The organism is Tabrizicola sp. (assembly GCF_041911175.1).
Lineage (GTDB): Bacteria > Pseudomonadota > Alphaproteobacteria > Rhodobacterales > Rhodobacteraceae > Tabrizicola.
In genome coordinates this window covers 44,880-61,772 of sequence record NZ_JAYRPN010000079.1, presented here as the reverse complement: position 1 = coordinate 61,772, position 16,893 = coordinate 44,880, and the positions used below count along the sequence as shown (strand labels likewise).

Below are 16,893 nucleotides of genomic sequence, written 5' to 3'. Positions count from 1 at the left end.
GATGGCCGCGCTGCCGGGGGTGCTTTCTGCGCCCAAGACAGACAGCGCGGTCGAATATTTGTGCTTCCGGCCCGGCTTCGGTGAGCGGCGCTTCGTCGAGGAGATGTCCGTGACGAAGGCTGATGGCATCCCGGGCGAACGCTGGGGCGTGGCGCCGTGGTTGAAACTGCCGGATGGCTCCGGCCATCCCGGCATCCAGGTCTCGATCCTGCCGCGCCGCGTGCTCGACCTTGTCTGGCGCGACCGCGAGACCACCGTTTCCCCCGGGGATACCTTCGTCTGCGACCTCGACATGACCGAAGCGAACCTGCCCGAAGGCCAACTCCTCTCTGTCGGCACAGCGGTTCTCCGCGTCTCCGAGGTGTTCAACGGCAGCTGCGCCAAATGGAAGGTCCGCTACGGGGCCGACGCCTACGACTGGGCGCGTGCGCCCGGGCACAAGCACCTGCGCCTGCGCGGCATCCTGTGCAGCATCGAGCAGGACGGCGTGATCCGGCTTGGCGACGGGGTTCGGGTCCTGCGCTGACCCCTTCGACGGGCGTCGCAAGGGGTTTTTTGCATCTGCGAAAGCCCGACTGTGGACAGGCCCCCGGCAGGGGGCTACACGGGGCGGGCCGAATTTCCGCTTTCGCCCCCGATCTCGCCAAGGACCGCCCCACGATGGCTTCGCTGAACGACATCCGCTCCACCTACCTCGACTTTTTCCGCCGCAACGATCACCGGGTGGTGGACAGCTCTCCGCTGGTGCCGCGCAACGACCCGACGCTGATGTTCACCAACTCGGGCATGGTGCAGTTCAAGAACCTCTTCACCGGGGTCGAGACGCGTGACTACAAGCGCGCCACCACCGCGCAGAAATGCGTTCGCGCCGGGGGCAAGCACAACGATCTCGACAACGTGGGCTACACCGCGCGGCACCATACCTTCTTCGAAATGCTGGGGAATTTCAGCTTCGGCGACTATTTCAAGGACCAGGCCATCGCTTTCGCCTGGGAGTTGCTGACCAAGGACTTCGGCCTGGCCAAGGACAAGCTTCTGGTCACCGTCTACCACACCGATGACGAGGCCGCTTCGATCTGGAAGAAGGTTTCCGGTCTGACCGACGACCGCATCATCCGCATCGCCAGCGACGACAACTTCTGGCGCATGGGCCCGACTGGCCCCTGCGGCCCCTGCACGGAAATCTTCTACGACCACGGGCCCTCGATCTGGGGCGGCCCGCCCGGCAGCGCCGAGGAAGACGGCGACCGCTTCATCGAAATCTGGAACAACGTCTTCATGCAGAACGAACAGTTCGCCGACGGGCGGCTGGTTCCGCTGGCGATGCAGTCGATCGACACCGGCATGGGGCTGGAGCGGATCGGCGCGTTGCTGCAGGGCAAGCACGACAACTATGACACCGACCTGATGCGCAGCCTGATCGAGGCCAGCGCGAATGTCACCTCGCAAGACCCTGACGGGCCGGGGAAAATTCACCATCGGGTCATCGCCGACCACCTGCGCTCAACCTCCTTCCTGATCGCCGACGGGGTGATGCCGTCGAACGAAGGCCGGGGCTATGTCCTGCGCCGGATCATGCGCCGGGCGATGCGTCATGCCCACATGCTCGGCGCGCAGGACCCGGTGATGTTCCGCCTGGTCCCGGCGCTGGTGCGGCAGATGGGCGGCGCCTACCCCGAGCTGTCCCGCGCACAAGCCTTGATCGAGGAAACGCTGCGGACGGAAGAGACGAAGTTCAAGCAGACCCTTGACCGCGGGTTGCGGCTGCTGGACGACGAGCTTTCCGGCCTGGCCGAAGGCGCGGCGCTGCCGGGGGCTGCGGCCTTCAAGCTCTATGACACCTACGGCTTCCCGCTCGACCTGACGCAGGATGCCTTGCGCGAGAAGGGCCGCGAGGTCGACGTGCAGGGCTTCGACGCCGCGATGGACGAGCAGAAGGCCAAGGCGCGCGCGGCCTGGTCCGGCACCGGGGCGGCGGGCGACGCGAAGATCTGGTTCGACCTGGCGGAAGAGCACGGGGTGACCGAATTCCTCGGCTATGACACCGAAACGGCCGAGGGCGTGATCACCGCGCTGGTCCGCGACGGGGCGGCCATCGGCCAGGCCTCCGAGGGCGAGGCGGTGCAGATCGTGGTCAACCAGACCCCGTTCTATGCCGAATCCGGCGGCCAGGTCGGCGATGCCGGGTTCATCCGCACCGATACCGGCATGGTGCAGGTCAGCGATGTGAAAAAGGCCGCCGGGGTCTTCATCCACATCGGCCATGTCATGGAAGGCACTGTCATCAAGGGCCAGCCCGCGAAGCTGGAGGTGGCGCACAGCCGCCGCCTGGCGATCCGCGCCAACCATTCGGCGACGCACTTGTTGCATGAGGCGCTGCGGCGGACGCTGGGGGATCACGTCGCCCAGCGGGGCAGCCTGAATGCCGCCGACCGGTTGCGCTTCGACTTCAGTCATTCGGCGGCAATCTCGGCACCGGACCTGCAAACCATCGAAGCCGAGGTCAACGCCTTCATCCGCCAGAACGCGCCCGTCGAGACCCGGATCATGACCCCCGACGACGCCCGGGCCATCGGCGCGCAGGCCTTGTTCGGCGAGAAATACGGCGACGAGGTGCGGGTGGTGTCGATGGGCACGCTCGACGGCTCGGGCAAGGGCGCGGACGGCAAGACCTATTCGCTGGAGCTGTGCGGTGGCACCCATGTCGGCCGCACCGGCGATATCGGGGCGATGGTGCTCCTGTCCGAAAGCGCGTCGTCCGCCGGCGTCCGCCGGATCGAGGCACTGACCGGGCAGCAGGCGCTCGACCACCTGCGCCAGCAGGACGCCCGGCTGAACGACATCGCGGCGATCGTCAAGGCCCCGGCGGGCGAGCTTGCCGACCGCATCCGGGCGCTCTTCGACGAGAGGAAGGCGCTGGCGAACGAGGTCGCGCAACTGCGCCGCGAGGTGGCGATGGGCGGCAAGGCCTCTGGCCCGGAAGCCAAGGAAATCAACGGGGTGAAGTTCGTCGCTCAAGTGCTTTCCGGCGTCTCTGGCAAGGATCTTCCCGCGCTGATCGACGAGATGAAGGCCCGCCTCGGCTCTGGCGCGGTGCTGCTCATCGCCGACACCGGCGCGAAACCGGCGGTGGCGGCGGGCGTGACGCAGGACCTGACCGCGAAGCTTTCCGCCGTGACGCTGGTCAAGGCCGCAGCCGAAGCGCTTGGCGGCAAGGGCGGCGGCGGTCGTCCCGACATGGCCCAGGCCGGGGGCGCCGACATCACCCAGGCCGATGCAGCGATCAAGGCGGCCGAAGCCGCGATAGGAGCCTGAGATGCCGACCGCCCTCTGGATCGCCCATGTCCACGTCACCGATGCCGAAGCCTATGGCCGCTATGCGAAGGGCGCGACCGAGGCCATCGCGGCCCACGGCGGGGTATTCCTCGCCCGCGGCGGCCGCTATGTGCAGCTGGAAGGCAACGACCGGCCCCGCAACGTGGTCGCCCGTTTCCCCAGTCTGGAGAAGGCGGTGGAATGCTACAACTCGCCCGCCTATCAGGCAGCGCTGGCCCATGCGAAAGGGGCAAGCGTCCGCGACCTGATGGTGGTGGAGGAGGTCGAGTAGTGCTACCCGCAGTCTAAAATTTTTCGCGAAAAATTTTAGACTGCCTTGCTGTCCCAATAGAAGAATTGTCCGGAAATCCCGCCTCGCATCGCCGGACGGTATCGGCTATGCTGAAAGAAAACGAGGCAGAGCATGATCTTGCAGACGAGGGCACGCTGATGTGCCGCTGGGCCGCCTATACCGGCGCGCCGATCTTCCTGGAGGAGATCGTCAGCCGCCCCGGTCACAGCCTCATCCACCAAAGCCATTGCGCCACCCAGTGCCACAGTGCGATCAACGCCGACGGCTTCGGGATCGCCTGGTATGGTGCAAGGCCCGAACCGGGCCTTTTCCGCGACGTGCTGCCCGCCTGGTCGGACCCGAACCTGAAAAGCCTGACGGCACAGGTGCAGTCACACCTCTTCCTCGCCCATGTCCGCGCGTCCACCGGCACCGCAACCAGCCGCAACAACTGCCACCCCTTCACGCATGGTCGGTGGAGCTTCATGCACAATGGCCAGGTCGGCGGCTATGACGCCTTCCGCCGCGACGCCGACATGATGATCCCGGAAGGCCTTTATCCCCACCGCAATGGCGCCACCGACAGCGAGGCGCTGTTCCTGGTGGCCTTGGCCGAAGGGCTGGACGACGACCCGCGCGGGGCGCTGGAACGCGCGGCGGCGCGGTTCATCCGGCTCGCGCGGGACAAGGGGCAGGGGCCGCATCTGCGGATGACGGCGGCCTTGTCGGACGGGCAGCGGCTCTATGCGGTGCGCTATTCCACCGATGACGCCGCACCGTCGCTCTATCATCGCTGGTCGGACACGAGGCAGGGCCGCGCCGTGGTGTCGGAACCGCTGGAGGCGGAAGAGGGCGGCTGGGAAGAGGTCCCGCCCTACAGCTTCTGCACCTTTGACGGCGAAACGGCGATGGTGGAGGATTTCCTGCCCTGCCGCCTCGCCGCTGCCGCCTGAGCGGGCCCAAATTCCTTAAGCAAGGAATTTGCCAAGAATTTTACTTAAAATTCTTGCGCTTGGCCTGACAACTCACTCCTTCCGCGACGCCCGCTTGCGCTCGTTCGGGTCGAGTTCCCGCTTCCGAAGCCGGATGACCTTCGGTGTCACTTCCACCAGTTCATCGTCGTCGATATAGGCAATCGCCTCTTCCAGGCTCATCTTGATATGCGGGGTCAGCCGCACCGCCTCGTCCGTGCCCGAGGCGCGCACGTTGGTCAGCTTCTTGCCCTTGAGCGGGTTCACTTCCAGGTCGTTGTCGCGCGAATGCTCGCCGATGACCATGCCGGTATAGACCGCTTCCTGCGGGCCGATGAACATCCGGCCGCGGTCCTCCAGGTTCCACAAAGCATAGGCGACCGAAACCCCGGCCTCGGTCGAGATCAGCACGCCCTGCCGACGGCCCTGGATCGGGCCCTTGTGCGGCGCCCAGCCGTGGAAGATGCGGTTCAAGACGCCGGTACCGCGCGTGTCGGTCAGGAACTGGCCCTGATAGCCGATCAGCCCGCGCGAGGGGACATGGGCGATGATCCGGGTCTTGCCGACGCCTGCGGGCTTCATCTCGACCAGGTCGCCCTTGCGCTCGCCGGTCAGCTTGTCGATGACGGCGCCCGAGTATTCGTCATCGACGTCGACGATGACTTCCTCGATCGGCTCGTTCCGCGCGCCGTCGATCTCCTGCATGATCACGCGCGGACGCGAGATCGACAGCTCGAACCCTTCGCGGCGCATGTTCTCGATCAGCACGCCCATCTGGAGTTCGCCGCGACCGGAGACTTCGAAAGCCTCGCCGCCGGGGGTGTCGGCGACCTTGATCGCGACGTTGACCTCGGATTCCTTCATCAGCCGGTCGCGGATGACGCGGGACTGCACCTTGTTGCCGTCGCGGCCCGCCAAGGGCGAGTCGTTGATGCCGAAGGTCACGGTGATCGTCGGCGGGTCGATCGGCTGGGCCGGAAGCGCGGTATCCAGCTCCAGCGCGCAGAGGGTATCGGCGACAGTCGCCTTGGTCATGCCCGCCAGCGTGACGATGTCACCCGCGACGGCCTCGTCGATCTGGGTCTGGCTCAGGCCCCGGAAGGCAAGGATCTTGGTGACCCGGAACTGCTCCAGCCGCTCGCCGTCGCGCGACAGGGCCTTCAGCGAGGTGCCGGTGGTGATCTTTCCGGTCTCGACCCGGCCGGTCAGGATGCGGCCGAGGTAGGGGTCGGCGGACAGCGTGGTCGCCAGCATCGAGAAGGGCTCGTCCTGCCGGGCAAGCTGCTTCGGCGCGGGAACGTGGCGGACGATGAGGTCGAAAAGGGCGCTCAGGTCCTTGCGCGGACCGTCCAGCTCGGCATCCGCCCAGCCGGCGCGGCCCGAGGCGTAGACATGGGGGAAGTCGAGCTGGTCGTCGCTGGCCCCGAGGTTGGCGAAAAGGTCGAAGACCTCGTTCAGCGCGCGGTCAGGTTCGGCGTCGGGCTTGTCGACCTTGTTCAGCACCACGATGGGACGCAGGCCAAGGGCCAGCGCCTTGGTCAGCACGAACTTGGTCTGCGGCATCGGGCCTTCGGCGGCGTCGACCAGCAGGCAGACGCCGTCGACCATCGAGAGGATCCGCTCCACCTCGCCGCCGAAATCGGCGTGGCCGGGGGTGTCGACGATGTTGATCCGGGTGCCGTGCCATTCGACCGACGTCGCCTTGGCCAGGATGGTGATCCCGCGCTCGCGTTCGATGTCGTTGGAATCCATCGCCCGTTCGGTCAGGGCCTGGTTCTCGCGGAAGGCGCCGGACTGTTTCAGAAGCTCGTCCACCAGCGTGGTCTTGCCGTGGTCGACGTGGGCGATGATCGCGATGTTGCGCAGTTCCATTGGGGTCCGGGTCCTATGAGGTTGGCGGGGCCTTACAGGGTTTTCCGGGTGCTGGCCAGAGGGGCAGGGCTGTCCACGGTGGACAGATTTTCCGACACAAGAAAATCAATGGGTTGCTTGCGGGCGTTCAGGAAATCTTCACACCTGCCCGCGCCGGTCAGTGACGCGCGACGAATTGCGCCGGAAGACGGCCGAGTGGATTGCCGAACGATGGCGGACCCGCGAAAGCGTTTGATTTCAGGTGGTTAGCGTTTCCTCTTCCGGCGCAATTGGTAACACAGGGCTGGAAGGTTAAGCTATTGATTTTATTGATATTACATAGAGATAGCGAAACGATTGGCGAAACTCACTTCGGGTTGGAAAGTTCGCGGTAGGCCAATAGATCGGCAGTGTGGTGTGCGTTGTCTGCATCGCGCGTTTCCATCTCCTGGTAAACGTCCAGGCAAGCCTGCGCCCAATAACTCTGCCACGAGGAAGCTGCCCTCATGGAGTCCTCCAGGAAGCTGCGATAGTCCGATCCCACCCCGGCAAAGTCACGGACCAGGCGCATGATCGCAATACGCATCGCGGCTCGCTCGATATCCGACATTTCGGGGTAAGGCGTCGACCACGCTGCCCAATTGACCTCCCCCTCCGCTATCCGCCGATAGCGTTCAGGGACGCTGTCGCGGTTGCGCCAGTTCGCAACCGAGCTTCGGCTGATCAGAAGGCGCATAGCCAAATCTGAGTCCGTCTCGACACGAAAACGTGCCTTGAGCTTATCAATGATCTGAGCAGCGTCTGCCATGTTGACCGTCCCATTGTGAGCATGTATGTTCATTGTGAACAACGGCTCCACATGAGCAAGGCCGCGTCACGATGTCTACACCTTCAGATGAACTCTTGAAAGAGATTCGGGCCGAACTGGTGAGACGTGGAACGTCATTAAAGGCATTCTGCGAACAGCATGGCTTTGTTCGGCAGCATGTGGGGCAGGTGGTCTCCGGCAGGCGTAAGGGACCAAGGGCCACGATGTTGGTAGAGTCCTTTCTCGCAAAGTTGCGCGAGACAGCATGACGTATCTGTCCCCGGCAATCTTCGCGTCTTCGATGGGCATCGGCCCGCGCGCGGCACAGGTGGCTTTCCAGAAGGCGGCTGAAGGCAAACCGTGGAAGGGCATCACTCTGCCGGTCGTTGCCCTTCCGGGCAACCGTGGCGGCGCTGGCGGTAAGGTCTGGGGCCTGGCGGTGGACCGCTGCCCGCCCGAATTGAAGGCGAAGCTTGGCATCTTTGAAAGCCCCTTTGAAGCCTCGGTTCAAGACACGTTGAACGGGCGTCTTGAGCCGTGGCAGTGGCAAGAGCAACAGGACCGGTTGCGGATCATCGCGCCGATGATCGGGCTGGAAAAGCGAGCACCGGAGCGGGCGGAGGCCTTCCGCGCCGTTGCCGCCATGCGGCACTTCATTCGGGGCGTTCCTACCCTCATTTCCGAGAAGACCTTGCGGGACTGGGTGCGCGCGCATGAGCTGCACGGCCCCGGTGCGCTGATCCCCGAAACGCGTGGCGACAAGGGCAAGGCGCGGGTGCTTTTCACCAGGGAATGGGATGCGGGCATTGACCTGCCCTTCGACCGTCGCGCGGCCATCGCGGCGCGGTTGATCAGGGAAGCCCGCAGCATGGTCGGGATCGACGGCACGTCGATCCGCGAGACGTTGCGCCTGTGCAGCGATATCCTGTGCCGTCGCTCGACCGAGGCCGGGTCGGCCATCCTGGTGCGCGACCTTCGGGGCTTGTGCCAGCTCAATATCAAGTGGGCCGAGCGGATCGACCTTGAACGCTACCGGCTGCACTACCGCGCGCGGAAGGATCACAAGACCTATCAGGACCGGGCGGTGGGCCGGGCGAGCCTTGCCCTTGCCGACCGACCGATGAGCCTTCTACAAGGTGACGTGCACTATGCCGATATCGCGGTGCAGGACCAGGCCGAGCCGATCCGTCTGCGCCTGATTGCCTGGCTGGATATGTCGAGCCTCTTCCTGTGGGTGACGCCGGTCCTGCTTTCAAAGGGGCAGGGCATCGTGCAGGCCGATGTGGCCGAGGCGCTGGCCCACGTCACCATGTCCCCGCATGGGGGCATCCCGGAACACTTCTACTTGGACAACGGCGGCGAATACTCGGCCCTTGCAGCGGCGATGGGGCGGCTGTCCTACCTCGCGCAAGATCAGTTCGGCCTGACCCTCGCCAAGCCCTACAGCCCTACGTCCAAGGGATCGATCGAAGGGCTCTTCAACATCCTGGAACAGGTCTTCAAGGGCCTGCCGGGCTGGATTGGCGGGCGGCGGGACAACAAGAAGACCGCGAACAAGGGGCAGACCGTCGCACCCTATGCGCTGGGCCTTGGGCAGCTGGTGCAGGATATCGAAGCCTGCGTTGCAATCTACAACAGCCGCCCCCAGGGCGCGGGCAGTCGGCTTGCGGGCCTGTCTCCGAAAGAGGCGCTGGAAATGAAGATCGAGGCTACGGACTTCACCGCCCGGATGCCTTCGGAAGAGGTCTTCGACCTGATTTTCAGCCGCCCGGAAACCCGCACTGTCAACCAAAGCGCGGTCAAGATCGACAACCGCGTGTATCACGGGCCCGTCCTGCACCGGATGATGCCGGGCGAGAAGATCGAGGTCCTGCTACCTCTGCGGAAAGACCGGGGCTATGCGTGGGTCAACCTGCGCGGCCGCGCGCCGGAGCGGATCGAGCTGGCCCCGACTTTCGCCTATGGCGACCGGGCTGGGGCGCGGTACCAGGCGCAGCTTGAGGCAGCGTCCAACCAGTTCGTGCGGGACCTTGCACGCGACCTGGACCCGAGCGTTTCCACCTTCGAACACCAGAAGCGCGCGGCGGACATGACGCCGCCAAGGGCACCCGCGCCGGACCTGTGGACCGGCCCGCGCGTGATCGACAAGACCGCGCCCCGGAAGACCGAGGAAGAGCTTGCAGAGGAAAAACGCGCCGAGCGGCAAAGGAAGCTCTTGGCGATGATCGAAGGGGCAAACGCCCCCGAAGAGCGGGCAGTCAGCGGTGGCCGCCGCTGACTGCCCATGTGCAACCCAAGACCCGAAGGAGGTCACATGTCTGCGATGCACCCCATTACCCCTATCATCCGAACGGGGGCCTATTCAATCCTGCGGGACGTTGCCCGCGCGGCGCTGGAAACCGCGCGGCTCGGCATCGTGCGCGGCCCGGTCGGGATCGGCAAGACCTTCGCCTTGCGGCAGATCGCGGAAGAGCTTTCGCAGGGCGATGATGATGTTTTCCTGATCGAAGCGCCTTCCGACAAGTCCAAGGCGGTTCGGCGGTTCTATCAATCCGCCCTCTACGACCTTGGGGCCTATGGGCACGGTGGGGCCGATCCGTTCGACGTGTTCACCGGCTACATGCTGCGCAGCTACCCCTTCCGGCGGGCTGGCCGGCGCAAGCGCGTTCTTCTGATCGTGGATGAATGCCAGCGCCTTGCCCCAAACATCCTGGAAACCCTTCGACATGCCTATGACGCTGGCCAGCTCGCGCGAGACGGCATGACGGAAGAGCCCGCCTTCGGCATTCTGCTGGTCGGCAACCATCACTTCCTGACCAAGGGCGGTCGGGCCGTGGCGCTGACTTTCGATGCCCTGCTTTCGCGGTGCCCGATCAACGTGGAACTGTCCCGGCCGGAACCGGCCGAATATCGGGCACTTGCCGAAGGGCTCTTCCCGGAAAACGACGCGCTGCGCGGCGCGCTGGCAAAGCACGGGGCCAAGCGGGGCAACTTGCGCGAGATGGCCGAGGCTCACGCCTTGGCGCGGCACTATGCGGGCGGTGGGCCGATCAGCCCGATTCACCTGGAAAAGGCAATGCTCTTCTCTGGGGGAAACGTGTGATGGGGGACATGTTTCGAATGAGCCTTCACCTTGACGGCGAGTCCATGAACGAATTCGGCCGCGCCGTGGCTCGGGTCTGTGTGGAGTATCCGAACGTCACCTTGTCAGATGCGCGAGAAATCGAAACCCTGATAAGGTGCGATGAAATCGACCGTCCGGCCGTGCTGCAAATCCTGGCTCGTGTAATTGCCAACTCCGAGTCGACCGTCATCATTGGAAACGGGGTCGCTACGTTGATCGGCATGTGCGAGCCGGTGCGGATCGACGGGGGGCCGGTGCAATGAGCAAGCGCCTCACCCCCGAAGAGATCGAGGCGCGGACGATCTACATTCCGCAGGATGATCGGACCCGGCCCGTCTCCATCCGCATGTATGAAGCCGAGCAGAAGCGGGGACTACGGGCAACCGAGACGGTGCCCTATGCCCTTCACGACGCCGCCGCTGTCTTCAAGCTGCTCAGTGAAGACCTTTCGACCGGCCTCTTCGCCCGGAACGATCCGGGTGTGATCAGCCTGACCAACATCTGCGCGGCGCACTTCAAATCCCTCGCTGAAAATGAGGGTGAGCACCTGATGCAGCTCGCACAGAACCTGCAACACCGCGCCTCTGCCGAGGGCGGAGAGGAGAAACCGAAATGACCCTTTCCAATTCCCAGAAGGCTATCCTGCACGTCGCGAAGTCCAAGCTGCTTTGGGACGATGAGACCTATCGCATGGTTTTGGTCCGGATCGCGGGCGTCACCACGTCCAAGGACCTTGACCAGGACGGCTTCACCGTCGTGATGGGCTTCGCTGAATACTGCGGGTTCCGTCCGCTGGAAAAGGGCGGGCCCCGCTATGGCGACCGGCCGGGCATGGCGACCTTCGCGCAGCTTGAGCTGATCCGCGAGCTTTGGCGCGAGCTGCACGACCAGGCGACGTGCGACGATGAGGCCCTGACCGGCTGGCTTCTGAAATACCACAAGGTCAGCTCCATGCGCTTCCTGACCCTGGAGGCGGCCCGCAAGGCAATCGTCGCCCTGAAAGCCTGGAAGGCCCGGCCCAGGCACGGCGTCAAGGTAGGGTGAGAAGGCCGGGTTGGACTCGAACCAACATCAATCCGTCGCTTGCGACGCACCCCCTTGCCCATCGGGGTACACGGCCTCGGACGGATCATAGGCACGGGCGAACCTGAAAGCAACAAGGGGCGGCCCGAAGGGTTCGCCCCTTGACATTGCGTAGGAGGGCCGAGAAAGGCCCTCTTCTCTTTTCGGCCCCCTCACCCCTCGGAAACTCGTAGACCCGTTTAATTTTCTCTCTTTGGCGTTTAATTTTGCAATCCCGGATCACCCCTGTCGCCGGGTGACCCAAAACGAGCGTGATGGCACCTTTCGACCAGGATGAAGACATCGGAAAGCCGGGGTCCGGTCCGCCACCGCGAGGTGCCGCGAATGAGGGAGGCCCGCCCCTCCTTCATCCCGCTTCTCACCGTTGCGCAAAGGCATCCGATCCGGCATCCTGTCGGGGCGGGCGTGACACGGTAATATTCTCGCGGCCGTAGCACGATCTTCTGATCGGAGCGCCATGCAGGGTTTCCGGGAAACCGGGCGCGGGGCCCTGCCGCCTGCATCTGCGACAAGTCCGAAGGCACGAGCTGCTTTGCATTCGGCCCGAAGACCTGTAATCTTGCGACTGACGTGGGGCATCGCCCGCTGCGGATCGGCCGTATGCACGCCCTGGACGTAATGGGCGGGGACACGTCGACCGCGCGGTGTACCCCGATGGGCAAGGGGGTTCGCCTGCTTGGCAGGGAACTGATGTCAGTTCGAGTCTGACCCCGCGCGGCCCATGATTTCCCTCTTTCGATTTCCCAGGGACCTACCCACAAGCGCTTGTGGGTGATCTCGCCATTTCCCGGCATGTTACGCCTTGTCCCGAGGGGTGCGACCGGCGCATCCGACAGCCAGGGACTGCGCGCATGATCATCAACGGCCAGACGCTTGACCTTGCCTTCCGGGGTTTCAAGACCGTCTACACCGAGGCATTCGACCAGGCCGAAACCCACTACGACAAGATCGCCATGACCGTGCCCAGCTCGTCGCGGGACGAGTCCTATGGCTGGATCGGACAGTTCCCGCAACTGCGCGAATGGGTCGGGCCGCGCCATGTGAAGAACCTTGCCGCGCACGGCTTCACCATCACCAACCGCACCTTCGAAAGCACGGTTGCGGTGAAACGGTCGGATGTCGAGGATGACCGGCTGGGCATCTTCAAGCCGATGTTCGCCGAGATGGGCACCTTTGCCCGGCGTCATCCGGAGGAGCTGGTGTTCAGCCTTCTGAAGGACGGCTTCACCGCGCCCAGCTTCGACGGCAGCACCTTCTTTGCCGCAGACCACGAGCTGGAAATCGACGGCGAGAAGGTCGAGGTCAGCAACATGGATGCCGGGTCCGGCCCGGCGTGGTTCCTCCTGGACACTTCCCGCGCCCTGCGCCCGATCATCTGGCAGGAGCGGTCAGGCTACGAATTCCAGTCGATCACCGACAGCAACGATCCGCATGTGTTCATGAACGACCAGTATCTCTACGGGGTGCGGGCGCGGGTAAATGCAGGCTTCGGTCTGTGGCAGCTGGCCTATGGATCGAAAGCCACGCTGAACATGACCAGCTACGCCGCCGCGCGAGCTGCGATGATGGACTTCCGCGCCGATGGTGGTCGCATTCTGGGTGTGAAGCCGACCGTCCTGGTCGTGCCGCCTGCACTTGAGGCTGCGGCGCTGCAAATCCTGAACGCCCTGCTGACCGAGGACGGCGGTTCTAACGTCTGGGCCAACACGGCCCAGTTGATCGTCACTCCTTACGTGAAGGGCTGAGCCATGACCGTGCTGACTTCAGAACGCAACACCACCCAGCTGCGCGGCGATACCCGCGTGCAGCCGGCGGCCGCCGCCGTCAAGGTCTGGAAGGGCGGGATCGTCATGCGCAACGCGGCGGGCTATGTCACCAAGGGGGCCACGGCAACCGGCTGCATCGGCATCGGTCGCTCCGAAGCGACGGTGGACAACAGCGAGGGCGCAGCCGGGGCGGCCTCGGTCGAGTATCGTACCGGCATCTTCGACTTCGCCAATTCGGCGGCCGCCGATGCCATCACGCAGGCCGATATCGGCAAGCTCTGCTACATCGTCGATGATCAGACCGTTGCGAAGACCAACGGTTCCGCGACCCGCTCGCCCGCAGGGATCGTGGATGGGATCGAAGGCAGCAAGGTCTGGGTCCGGCTGGAAGAGGAGGTGACGCGGAGCGCGATCTGATGGCGGGCCTGTCGCTAGCGGTCTGCGACCGCGCTCTTGCGCCTGGTGGTGCCCCGGAATGGGTTCATCTTCTTCCCGCGGGTGACATGACCGGTCGCGACGGGCGCCGTTTCGATCTGGCGGACCCTGCGGCCCTGATGCTGGATTTCCAGTCGCGGGGTGTCGATCTGCCTATTGACTACGAACACCAGAACGACCGGCCCGAAGCAAAGCTCAAAGGCCCGGTTCCCGCTGCGGGCTGGATCAAGGAGTTGAGGGCTGACGACACGGGCCTCTGGGGTCGCGTCGAATGGACGGCCACCGCGCGGGAGCTGATCGGGCGGCGGGAATACCGCTACCTCAGCCCGTCCTTCATGTTCCATCCCCAGACGCGGCAGGTCGTGCGGCTCAAGGGTGCGGGCCTCGTCCACAACCCCAACCTTCTCCTGACCGCCCTTGCGCATGAGGAACCCGACATGCCTGCACCCGAAGAGCGCAAGCCCGCACAGCCCGATCCGCAGCTCCTGCCCCGACTGGCCGAGGCTTTGGGCCTTGCGCCTGACAGCGACGCGGCGGCGGTCCTCTCTGCCATCCTCGCCGCTTTGCTGCCCGGCACGGCGCTGGCCAGGGAACAGTCCGATCCGACCCGATTTGTGCCGGTGGACGCAGTCAGGGAACTGCTGTCCGACCGCAATACCCGCATCGCGACCATGCGCGAATCCGAGGCCACCGCGAAGGTGGAGGCGGCGCTTCGTGCCGGTCATATCACGCCTGCTATGCGCTCCTGGGCAACCGCGCTTTGCATGCAGGATGTCGAGAGCTTCGATACCTTCATCTCGAAGTCGCCCGCGCCCTTTGCGCATCTGCTCCGTGAATCCCACGCTGCGGGCATCCCGCCGCATCCTGCCGGACGCGCCGCTGCCGATACGGTGGAAGAGGCCGCCATCTGCGCCCAGCTCGGCCTGAAACCCGGCGCATTGCTGTCCTGAAATCGGTCGGGAGGTCACGAGCCCCGGTCGTTCCTGGCGGTTGGACAGCCGCCTTCGGCCCTCGCGTCTACCCGCAGGGCCGAAACCCGCGCCCGCTTCCGTGCCTGGTCGGAAGCGGGCGCAACCCATCTCTGCCACGAGGTTCCGCCGATGCCCTCCACGCTTCCTGCCCGCCCGATGCCCCGCGCCTCTGCCCAGGTCGCGCCCTATGTCGAATGCCTCGGCGCCGAGCTGGCAGTGCAGTTCCTGCTGCGTTTCGGAGGTGCGGAACTCTATATCCCGGCAAATGGGGGCGCGGCCTCTGCGCTTTGCGCCCTAGTCGGCGCGGAAGCGGCAGCCCGCATGGCCAGTCACCATCGCATCGGCCAACATGTCCGGCGCGTCCCCCTCGCCCGGCGTTGGCTGGCCCTCATGCTGCACTGGCAGGGCCATTCCGTCGCCCAGATCGCCCGCACCCTTCGCACAACCGATGTGACGGTACGGAACTACATCAACGAGGGGCGCATCGCGTGAGGCCATGTAGAAAGAGCCGCAGGTGAGACCGAGCCGAGCCAATGCCAAGTGCCTTGCCGCCTCGGCCCTGGCCGATCTGGACCGGGCGCGGCGGTCGGTTGAGCTGCTTTCGTCCGAGCTTGAAGGCGGTGTTAAGGCCGCGTTCAACGACCCATTGAACACTGGCACCGATCTGGCCGCATGGCGGGCCGCACATCGTTCCGGCACCCCGTCGAAGCTCGACACCGATGCCGAGTTGCGAGCCTTCGTACTGAATCTGATCGAAACCCTGACATACGATCAGATCGTGCAGGCCGTCGAGGCGGCGTTCCCGCCAGACCAGCGCACCTCGCGTTCGTCTCTCAGCCGCTGGTTCCGACGGCAGCGCGAACCTCGGGCAGGAGTCTCAATCGGCTGATACCGGCTGTCATCAGCTGATCCCGGAATTCACCGCCCTCCCCCGGCTCTTCCGGCTTAATTGGTAACATTCCGGGAGAATTGGTTACACCACATCAGGCTGCGATATAGCGGTCGCGGCGGTGGTTGACGGCGATGACCAGGTTCACCACCAGCGCGCCTGCGAAGCTGATCGCCACGGTTTTGGGCGGCACCACCAGGAAGGCCAGCGCGAAAAGCACGGCGTCGAAGCCCAGCTGCACCCAGCCCGCGCGCCAGCCGAGCCGGTCCTGCAATATCAGCGCCAGGATGCCCACCCCGCCCAGGCTCGCCCCGTGGCGGAAGAGCGCGAGAAGCGCCGAGCCGGAGAGGAAGCCGAACAGCACCGCGCCAAGCCAGGGGTTCAGCGTGGCGAAGCTGACCTGCCCCGGCATCCAGACCGACAGGGCGGAGAGCAGCGCCACCGCCGCGAAGGTCTTGACGGTGAAGCGCAGCCCCATGCGCAGGTAGCCCAGAAGGTAGAAGGGCAGGTTCACCGCGAAGAACACCGGGCCGAAGCCCCAGCCGGTGGCATAGGCGATCAGCACCGCAAGGCCCGCAGTCTGGCCGGTGACAAGGCCGAGATGGGTGAGGATGGTGATGCCGAAGGCCGCCATCGTGGCGCCATAGGCGATGCCCTGGGCATCCTCGATCAGGCTGTGCTTTTCGGGGTCGGTCATGCCGCCCGGCTATCCGGGGCGGCAACCGACCGCAAGTGCAGCAATGCCGCAGGTGCGCCTAGGGTCAGGCGGCGATATAGCGGTCGCGACGGTGATTGACCGCGAGGAACAGCGAAAAGACCGCCGCGCCGAGGAAGCTGTGGGCCAGCGTATCCAGCGGCATCACCAGCGCGGCAAGGCCGAAGATCACCACGTCGGACAGAAGCTGCGCATGGCCGGCAGGAAAGCCGGTGCGGTCCTGCAACTCGATCCAGAGCACCGAAAGGCCGCCGAAGCTGCCGCCATGCCGGATCGCCGCCAGCCCGGCGATGCCGAAGAGAAGGCCGAAGAGCACGGCGGCCACGGTGGGCTCGATCCGGCCCAGTTCGATCCAGCCCGGCAGGACAGCCACCAGGCCCGAGAGGGCGGCGGTCGTCGCCAGCGTCTTCAGCGCGAAGCGTGCGCCCATCCGTCGCCAGGCGAGGCCGAGGAAGGGCAGGGTGACGGCGAAGTACACGGCAGGGAAGGGCAGGCCGGTCAGATGCGCGATCAGCACGGCAAGGCCGGTGGTCTGGCCGGTGACGAAGCCCATATGGGTCAGGATATGCATCCCGAGTGCGGCCATTGTCACCCCGAAGGCGATGCCCTGGGCGTCGTCCACCGCACTGTGGCGCGGGCGGTCGGTGATCTGGTCGGGACGGTCGGGCATGGG

Annotated in this window: 19 protein-coding genes and 2 tRNA genes; 16 read left to right on the top strand and 5 right to left on the bottom strand. The window is 65.1% G+C overall.

What is annotated here, in order from left to right; all coding sequences use genetic code 11:
• Position 1 precedes the first annotated feature (1 nt).
• From ACE3P6_RS10560 to ACE3P6_RS10545, 4 genes are all read left to right on the top strand, one after another.
• Positions 2-526 carry an MOSC domain-containing protein gene (locus tag ACE3P6_RS10560; RefSeq protein ID WP_374394816.1) on the top strand — a complete coding sequence of 175 codons (525 nt, stop codon included), beginning with the start codon at positions 2-4 and terminating at the stop codon, positions 524-526.
• A 134-nt stretch (positions 527-660) separates the two neighbouring features.
• Positions 661-3,315, top strand: a complete 2,655-nt coding sequence (alaS, locus tag ACE3P6_RS10555) for an alanine--tRNA ligase (RefSeq protein WP_374394618.1) — start codon at positions 661-663, stop codon at positions 3,313-3,315.
• Between the two features lies 1 nt (position 3,316).
• Positions 3,317-3,607, top strand: coding sequence for a DUF1330 domain-containing protein (locus ACE3P6_RS10550; RefSeq protein ID WP_374375128.1), 291 nt, complete (start codon positions 3,317-3,319; stop codon positions 3,605-3,607).
• A gap of 158 nt (positions 3,608-3,765) precedes the next feature.
• On the top strand, positions 3,766-4,560 hold the full coding sequence (locus ACE3P6_RS10545) for a class II glutamine amidotransferase (RefSeq protein WP_374394814.1): 795 nt from the start codon (positions 3,766-3,768) through the stop codon (positions 4,558-4,560).
• A 72-nt stretch (positions 4,561-4,632) separates the two neighbouring features.
• Here ACE3P6_RS10545 and typA read toward each other — a convergent pair whose 3' ends face one another.
• The gene (typA, locus tag ACE3P6_RS10540; protein ID WP_374394615.1) at positions 4,633-6,450 is read right to left on the bottom strand and encodes a translational GTPase TypA; all 1,818 of its coding nucleotides are present in this window, start codon (positions 6,448-6,450) and stop codon (positions 4,633-4,635) included.
• 346 nt (positions 6,451-6,796) lie between these two features.
• The gene (locus tag ACE3P6_RS10535) at positions 6,797-7,237 is read right to left on the bottom strand and encodes a helix-turn-helix domain-containing protein (RefSeq protein WP_374394612.1); all 441 of its coding nucleotides are present in this window, start codon (positions 7,235-7,237) and stop codon (positions 6,797-6,799) included.
• A 71-nt stretch (positions 7,238-7,308) separates the two neighbouring features.
• Here ACE3P6_RS10535 and ACE3P6_RS10530 point away from each other — a divergent pair, with 71 nt between their 5' ends.
• Genes ACE3P6_RS10530 through ACE3P6_RS10505 form a run of 6 tightly spaced genes read left to right on the top strand, consistent with a single transcriptional unit; the run spans position 7,309 to position 11,405 of the window.
• Entirely contained in the window at positions 7,309-7,506 is a 198-nt protein-coding gene (locus tag ACE3P6_RS10530; protein ID WP_374394609.1) for a hypothetical protein, read from the top strand.
• Positions 7,503-9,515, top strand: coding sequence for a hypothetical protein (locus ACE3P6_RS10525; protein ID WP_374394607.1), 2,013 nt, complete (start codon positions 7,503-7,505; stop codon positions 9,513-9,515). The genes ACE3P6_RS10530 and ACE3P6_RS10525 overlap by 4 nt, the downstream gene beginning before the upstream one ends.
• Before the next feature lie 36 nt (positions 9,516-9,551).
• A complete protein-coding gene (locus ACE3P6_RS10520; RefSeq protein ID WP_374394604.1) occupies positions 9,552-10,340 on the top strand; it encodes an AAA family ATPase in 789 nt (262 codons plus the stop codon).
• Between the two features lie 44 nt (positions 10,341-10,384).
• Positions 10,385-10,624, top strand: a complete 240-nt coding sequence (locus ACE3P6_RS10515; RefSeq protein WP_374394602.1) for a hypothetical protein — start codon at positions 10,385-10,387, stop codon at positions 10,622-10,624.
• Positions 10,621-10,977, top strand: a complete 357-nt coding sequence (locus tag ACE3P6_RS10510) for a hypothetical protein (protein WP_374394600.1) — start codon at positions 10,621-10,623, stop codon at positions 10,975-10,977. The genes ACE3P6_RS10515 and ACE3P6_RS10510 overlap by 4 nt, the downstream gene beginning before the upstream one ends.
• Positions 10,974-11,405, top strand: coding sequence for a regulatory protein GemA (locus ACE3P6_RS10505; protein WP_374394597.1), 432 nt, complete (start codon positions 10,974-10,976; stop codon positions 11,403-11,405). The genes ACE3P6_RS10510 and ACE3P6_RS10505 overlap by 4 nt, the downstream gene beginning before the upstream one ends.
• 1 nt (position 11,406) lies before the next feature.
• Here ACE3P6_RS10505 and ACE3P6_RS10500 read toward each other — a convergent pair.
• Positions 11,407-11,482: transfer RNA gene (locus ACE3P6_RS10500), tRNA-OTHER, on the bottom strand.
• 601 nt (positions 11,483-12,083) lie between these two features.
• Between ACE3P6_RS10500 and ACE3P6_RS10495 the strand changes: the two genes are divergently transcribed.
• The 6 genes from ACE3P6_RS10495 to ACE3P6_RS10470 all read left to right on the top strand — a co-directional run bounded on the left by ACE3P6_RS10495 (position 12,084) and on the right by ACE3P6_RS10470 (position 15,505).
• A tRNA-OTHER gene (locus tag ACE3P6_RS10495) sits at positions 12,084-12,161 on the top strand.
• Positions 12,162-12,295: 134 nt separating this feature from the next.
• Positions 12,296-13,189: a Mu-like prophage major head subunit gpT family protein gene (locus ACE3P6_RS10490; protein WP_374394595.1), complete on the top strand. Its 894-nt coding sequence runs from the start codon at positions 12,296-12,298 to the stop codon at positions 13,187-13,189.
• Positions 13,190-13,192: 3 nt separating this feature from the next.
• The gene (locus ACE3P6_RS10485; protein ID WP_374394592.1) at positions 13,193-13,627 is read left to right on the top strand and encodes a hypothetical protein; all 435 of its coding nucleotides are present in this window, start codon (positions 13,193-13,195) and stop codon (positions 13,625-13,627) included.
• Complete coding sequence (locus tag ACE3P6_RS10480; protein ID WP_374394589.1) at positions 13,627-14,595, top strand: phage protease; 969 nt, start codon at positions 13,627-13,629, stop codon at positions 14,593-14,595. Before ACE3P6_RS10485 ends, ACE3P6_RS10480 begins: the two co-directional genes overlap by 1 nt.
• Before the next feature lie 150 nt (positions 14,596-14,745).
• The gene (locus ACE3P6_RS10475; protein ID WP_374394587.1) at positions 14,746-15,108 is read left to right on the top strand and encodes a helix-turn-helix domain-containing protein; all 363 of its coding nucleotides are present in this window, start codon (positions 14,746-14,748) and stop codon (positions 15,106-15,108) included.
• A 22-nt stretch (positions 15,109-15,130) separates the two neighbouring features.
• Positions 15,131-15,505 (top strand): hypothetical protein, encoded by a 375-nt coding sequence (locus ACE3P6_RS10470; RefSeq protein ID WP_374394585.1) that lies wholly within the window; start codon positions 15,131-15,133, stop codon positions 15,503-15,505.
• 94 nt (positions 15,506-15,599) lie between these two features.
• Here the strand turns inward: ACE3P6_RS10470 and ACE3P6_RS10465 are convergent, their stop codons facing one another.
• Positions 15,600-16,202 carry a YitT family protein gene (locus ACE3P6_RS10465; protein ID WP_374394583.1) on the bottom strand — a complete coding sequence of 201 codons (603 nt, stop codon included), beginning with the start codon at positions 16,200-16,202 and terminating at the stop codon, positions 15,600-15,602.
• Between the two features lie 64 nt (positions 16,203-16,266).
• A complete protein-coding gene (locus tag ACE3P6_RS10460; protein ID WP_374394582.1) occupies positions 16,267-16,890 on the bottom strand; it encodes a YitT family protein in 624 nt (207 codons plus the stop codon).
• Positions 16,891-16,893: the final 3 nt, after the last annotated feature.

What these genes read in the sequence shown, in the direction of transcription:
- ACE3P6_RS10515 (WP_374394602.1), top strand. Translation starts at nt 10,385, where the DNA reads ATGAACGAATTCGGCCGCGCCGTGGCTCGGGTCTGTGTGGAGTATCCG.
- typA (WP_374394615.1), bottom strand. Translation starts at nt 6,450, where the DNA reads ATGGAACTGCGCAACATCGCGATCATCGCCCACGTCGACCACGGCAAG.
- ACE3P6_RS10480 (WP_374394589.1), top strand. Translation starts at nt 13,627, where the DNA reads ATGGCGGGCCTGTCGCTAGCGGTCTGCGACCGCGCTCTTGCGCCTGGT.
- ACE3P6_RS10460 (WP_374394582.1), bottom strand. Translation starts at nt 16,890, where the DNA reads ATGCCCGACCGTCCCGACCAGATCACCGACCGCCCGCGCCACAGTGCG.
- ACE3P6_RS10545 (WP_374394814.1), top strand. Translation starts at nt 3,766, where the DNA reads ATGTGCCGCTGGGCCGCCTATACCGGCGCGCCGATCTTCCTGGAGGAG.
- ACE3P6_RS10490 (WP_374394595.1), top strand. Translation starts at nt 12,296, where the DNA reads ATGATCATCAACGGCCAGACGCTTGACCTTGCCTTCCGGGGTTTCAAG.
- ACE3P6_RS10475 (WP_374394587.1), top strand. Translation starts at nt 14,746, where the DNA reads ATGCCCTCCACGCTTCCTGCCCGCCCGATGCCCCGCGCCTCTGCCCAG.
- ACE3P6_RS10530 (WP_374394609.1), top strand. Translation starts at nt 7,309, where the DNA reads ATGTCTACACCTTCAGATGAACTCTTGAAAGAGATTCGGGCCGAACTG.
- ACE3P6_RS10560 (WP_374394816.1), top strand. Translation starts at nt 2, where the DNA reads ATGGCCGCGCTGCCGGGGGTGCTTTCTGCGCCCAAGACAGACAGCGCG.
- alaS (WP_374394618.1), top strand. Translation starts at nt 661, where the DNA reads ATGGCTTCGCTGAACGACATCCGCTCCACCTACCTCGACTTTTTCCGC.
- ACE3P6_RS10535 (WP_374394612.1), bottom strand. Translation starts at nt 7,237, where the DNA reads ATGGCAGACGCTGCTCAGATCATTGATAAGCTCAAGGCACGTTTTCGT.
- ACE3P6_RS10485 (WP_374394592.1), top strand. Translation starts at nt 13,193, where the DNA reads ATGACCGTGCTGACTTCAGAACGCAACACCACCCAGCTGCGCGGCGAT.
- ACE3P6_RS10510 (WP_374394600.1), top strand. Translation starts at nt 10,621, where the DNA reads ATGAGCAAGCGCCTCACCCCCGAAGAGATCGAGGCGCGGACGATCTAC.
- ACE3P6_RS10505 (WP_374394597.1), top strand. Translation starts at nt 10,974, where the DNA reads ATGACCCTTTCCAATTCCCAGAAGGCTATCCTGCACGTCGCGAAGTCC.
- ACE3P6_RS10550 (WP_374375128.1), top strand. Translation starts at nt 3,317, where the DNA reads ATGCCGACCGCCCTCTGGATCGCCCATGTCCACGTCACCGATGCCGAA.
- ACE3P6_RS10525 (WP_374394607.1), top strand. Translation starts at nt 7,503, where the DNA reads ATGACGTATCTGTCCCCGGCAATCTTCGCGTCTTCGATGGGCATCGGC.
- ACE3P6_RS10465 (WP_374394583.1), bottom strand. Translation starts at nt 16,202, where the DNA reads ATGACCGACCCCGAAAAGCACAGCCTGATCGAGGATGCCCAGGGCATC.
- ACE3P6_RS10520 (WP_374394604.1), top strand. Translation starts at nt 9,552, where the DNA reads ATGTCTGCGATGCACCCCATTACCCCTATCATCCGAACGGGGGCCTAT.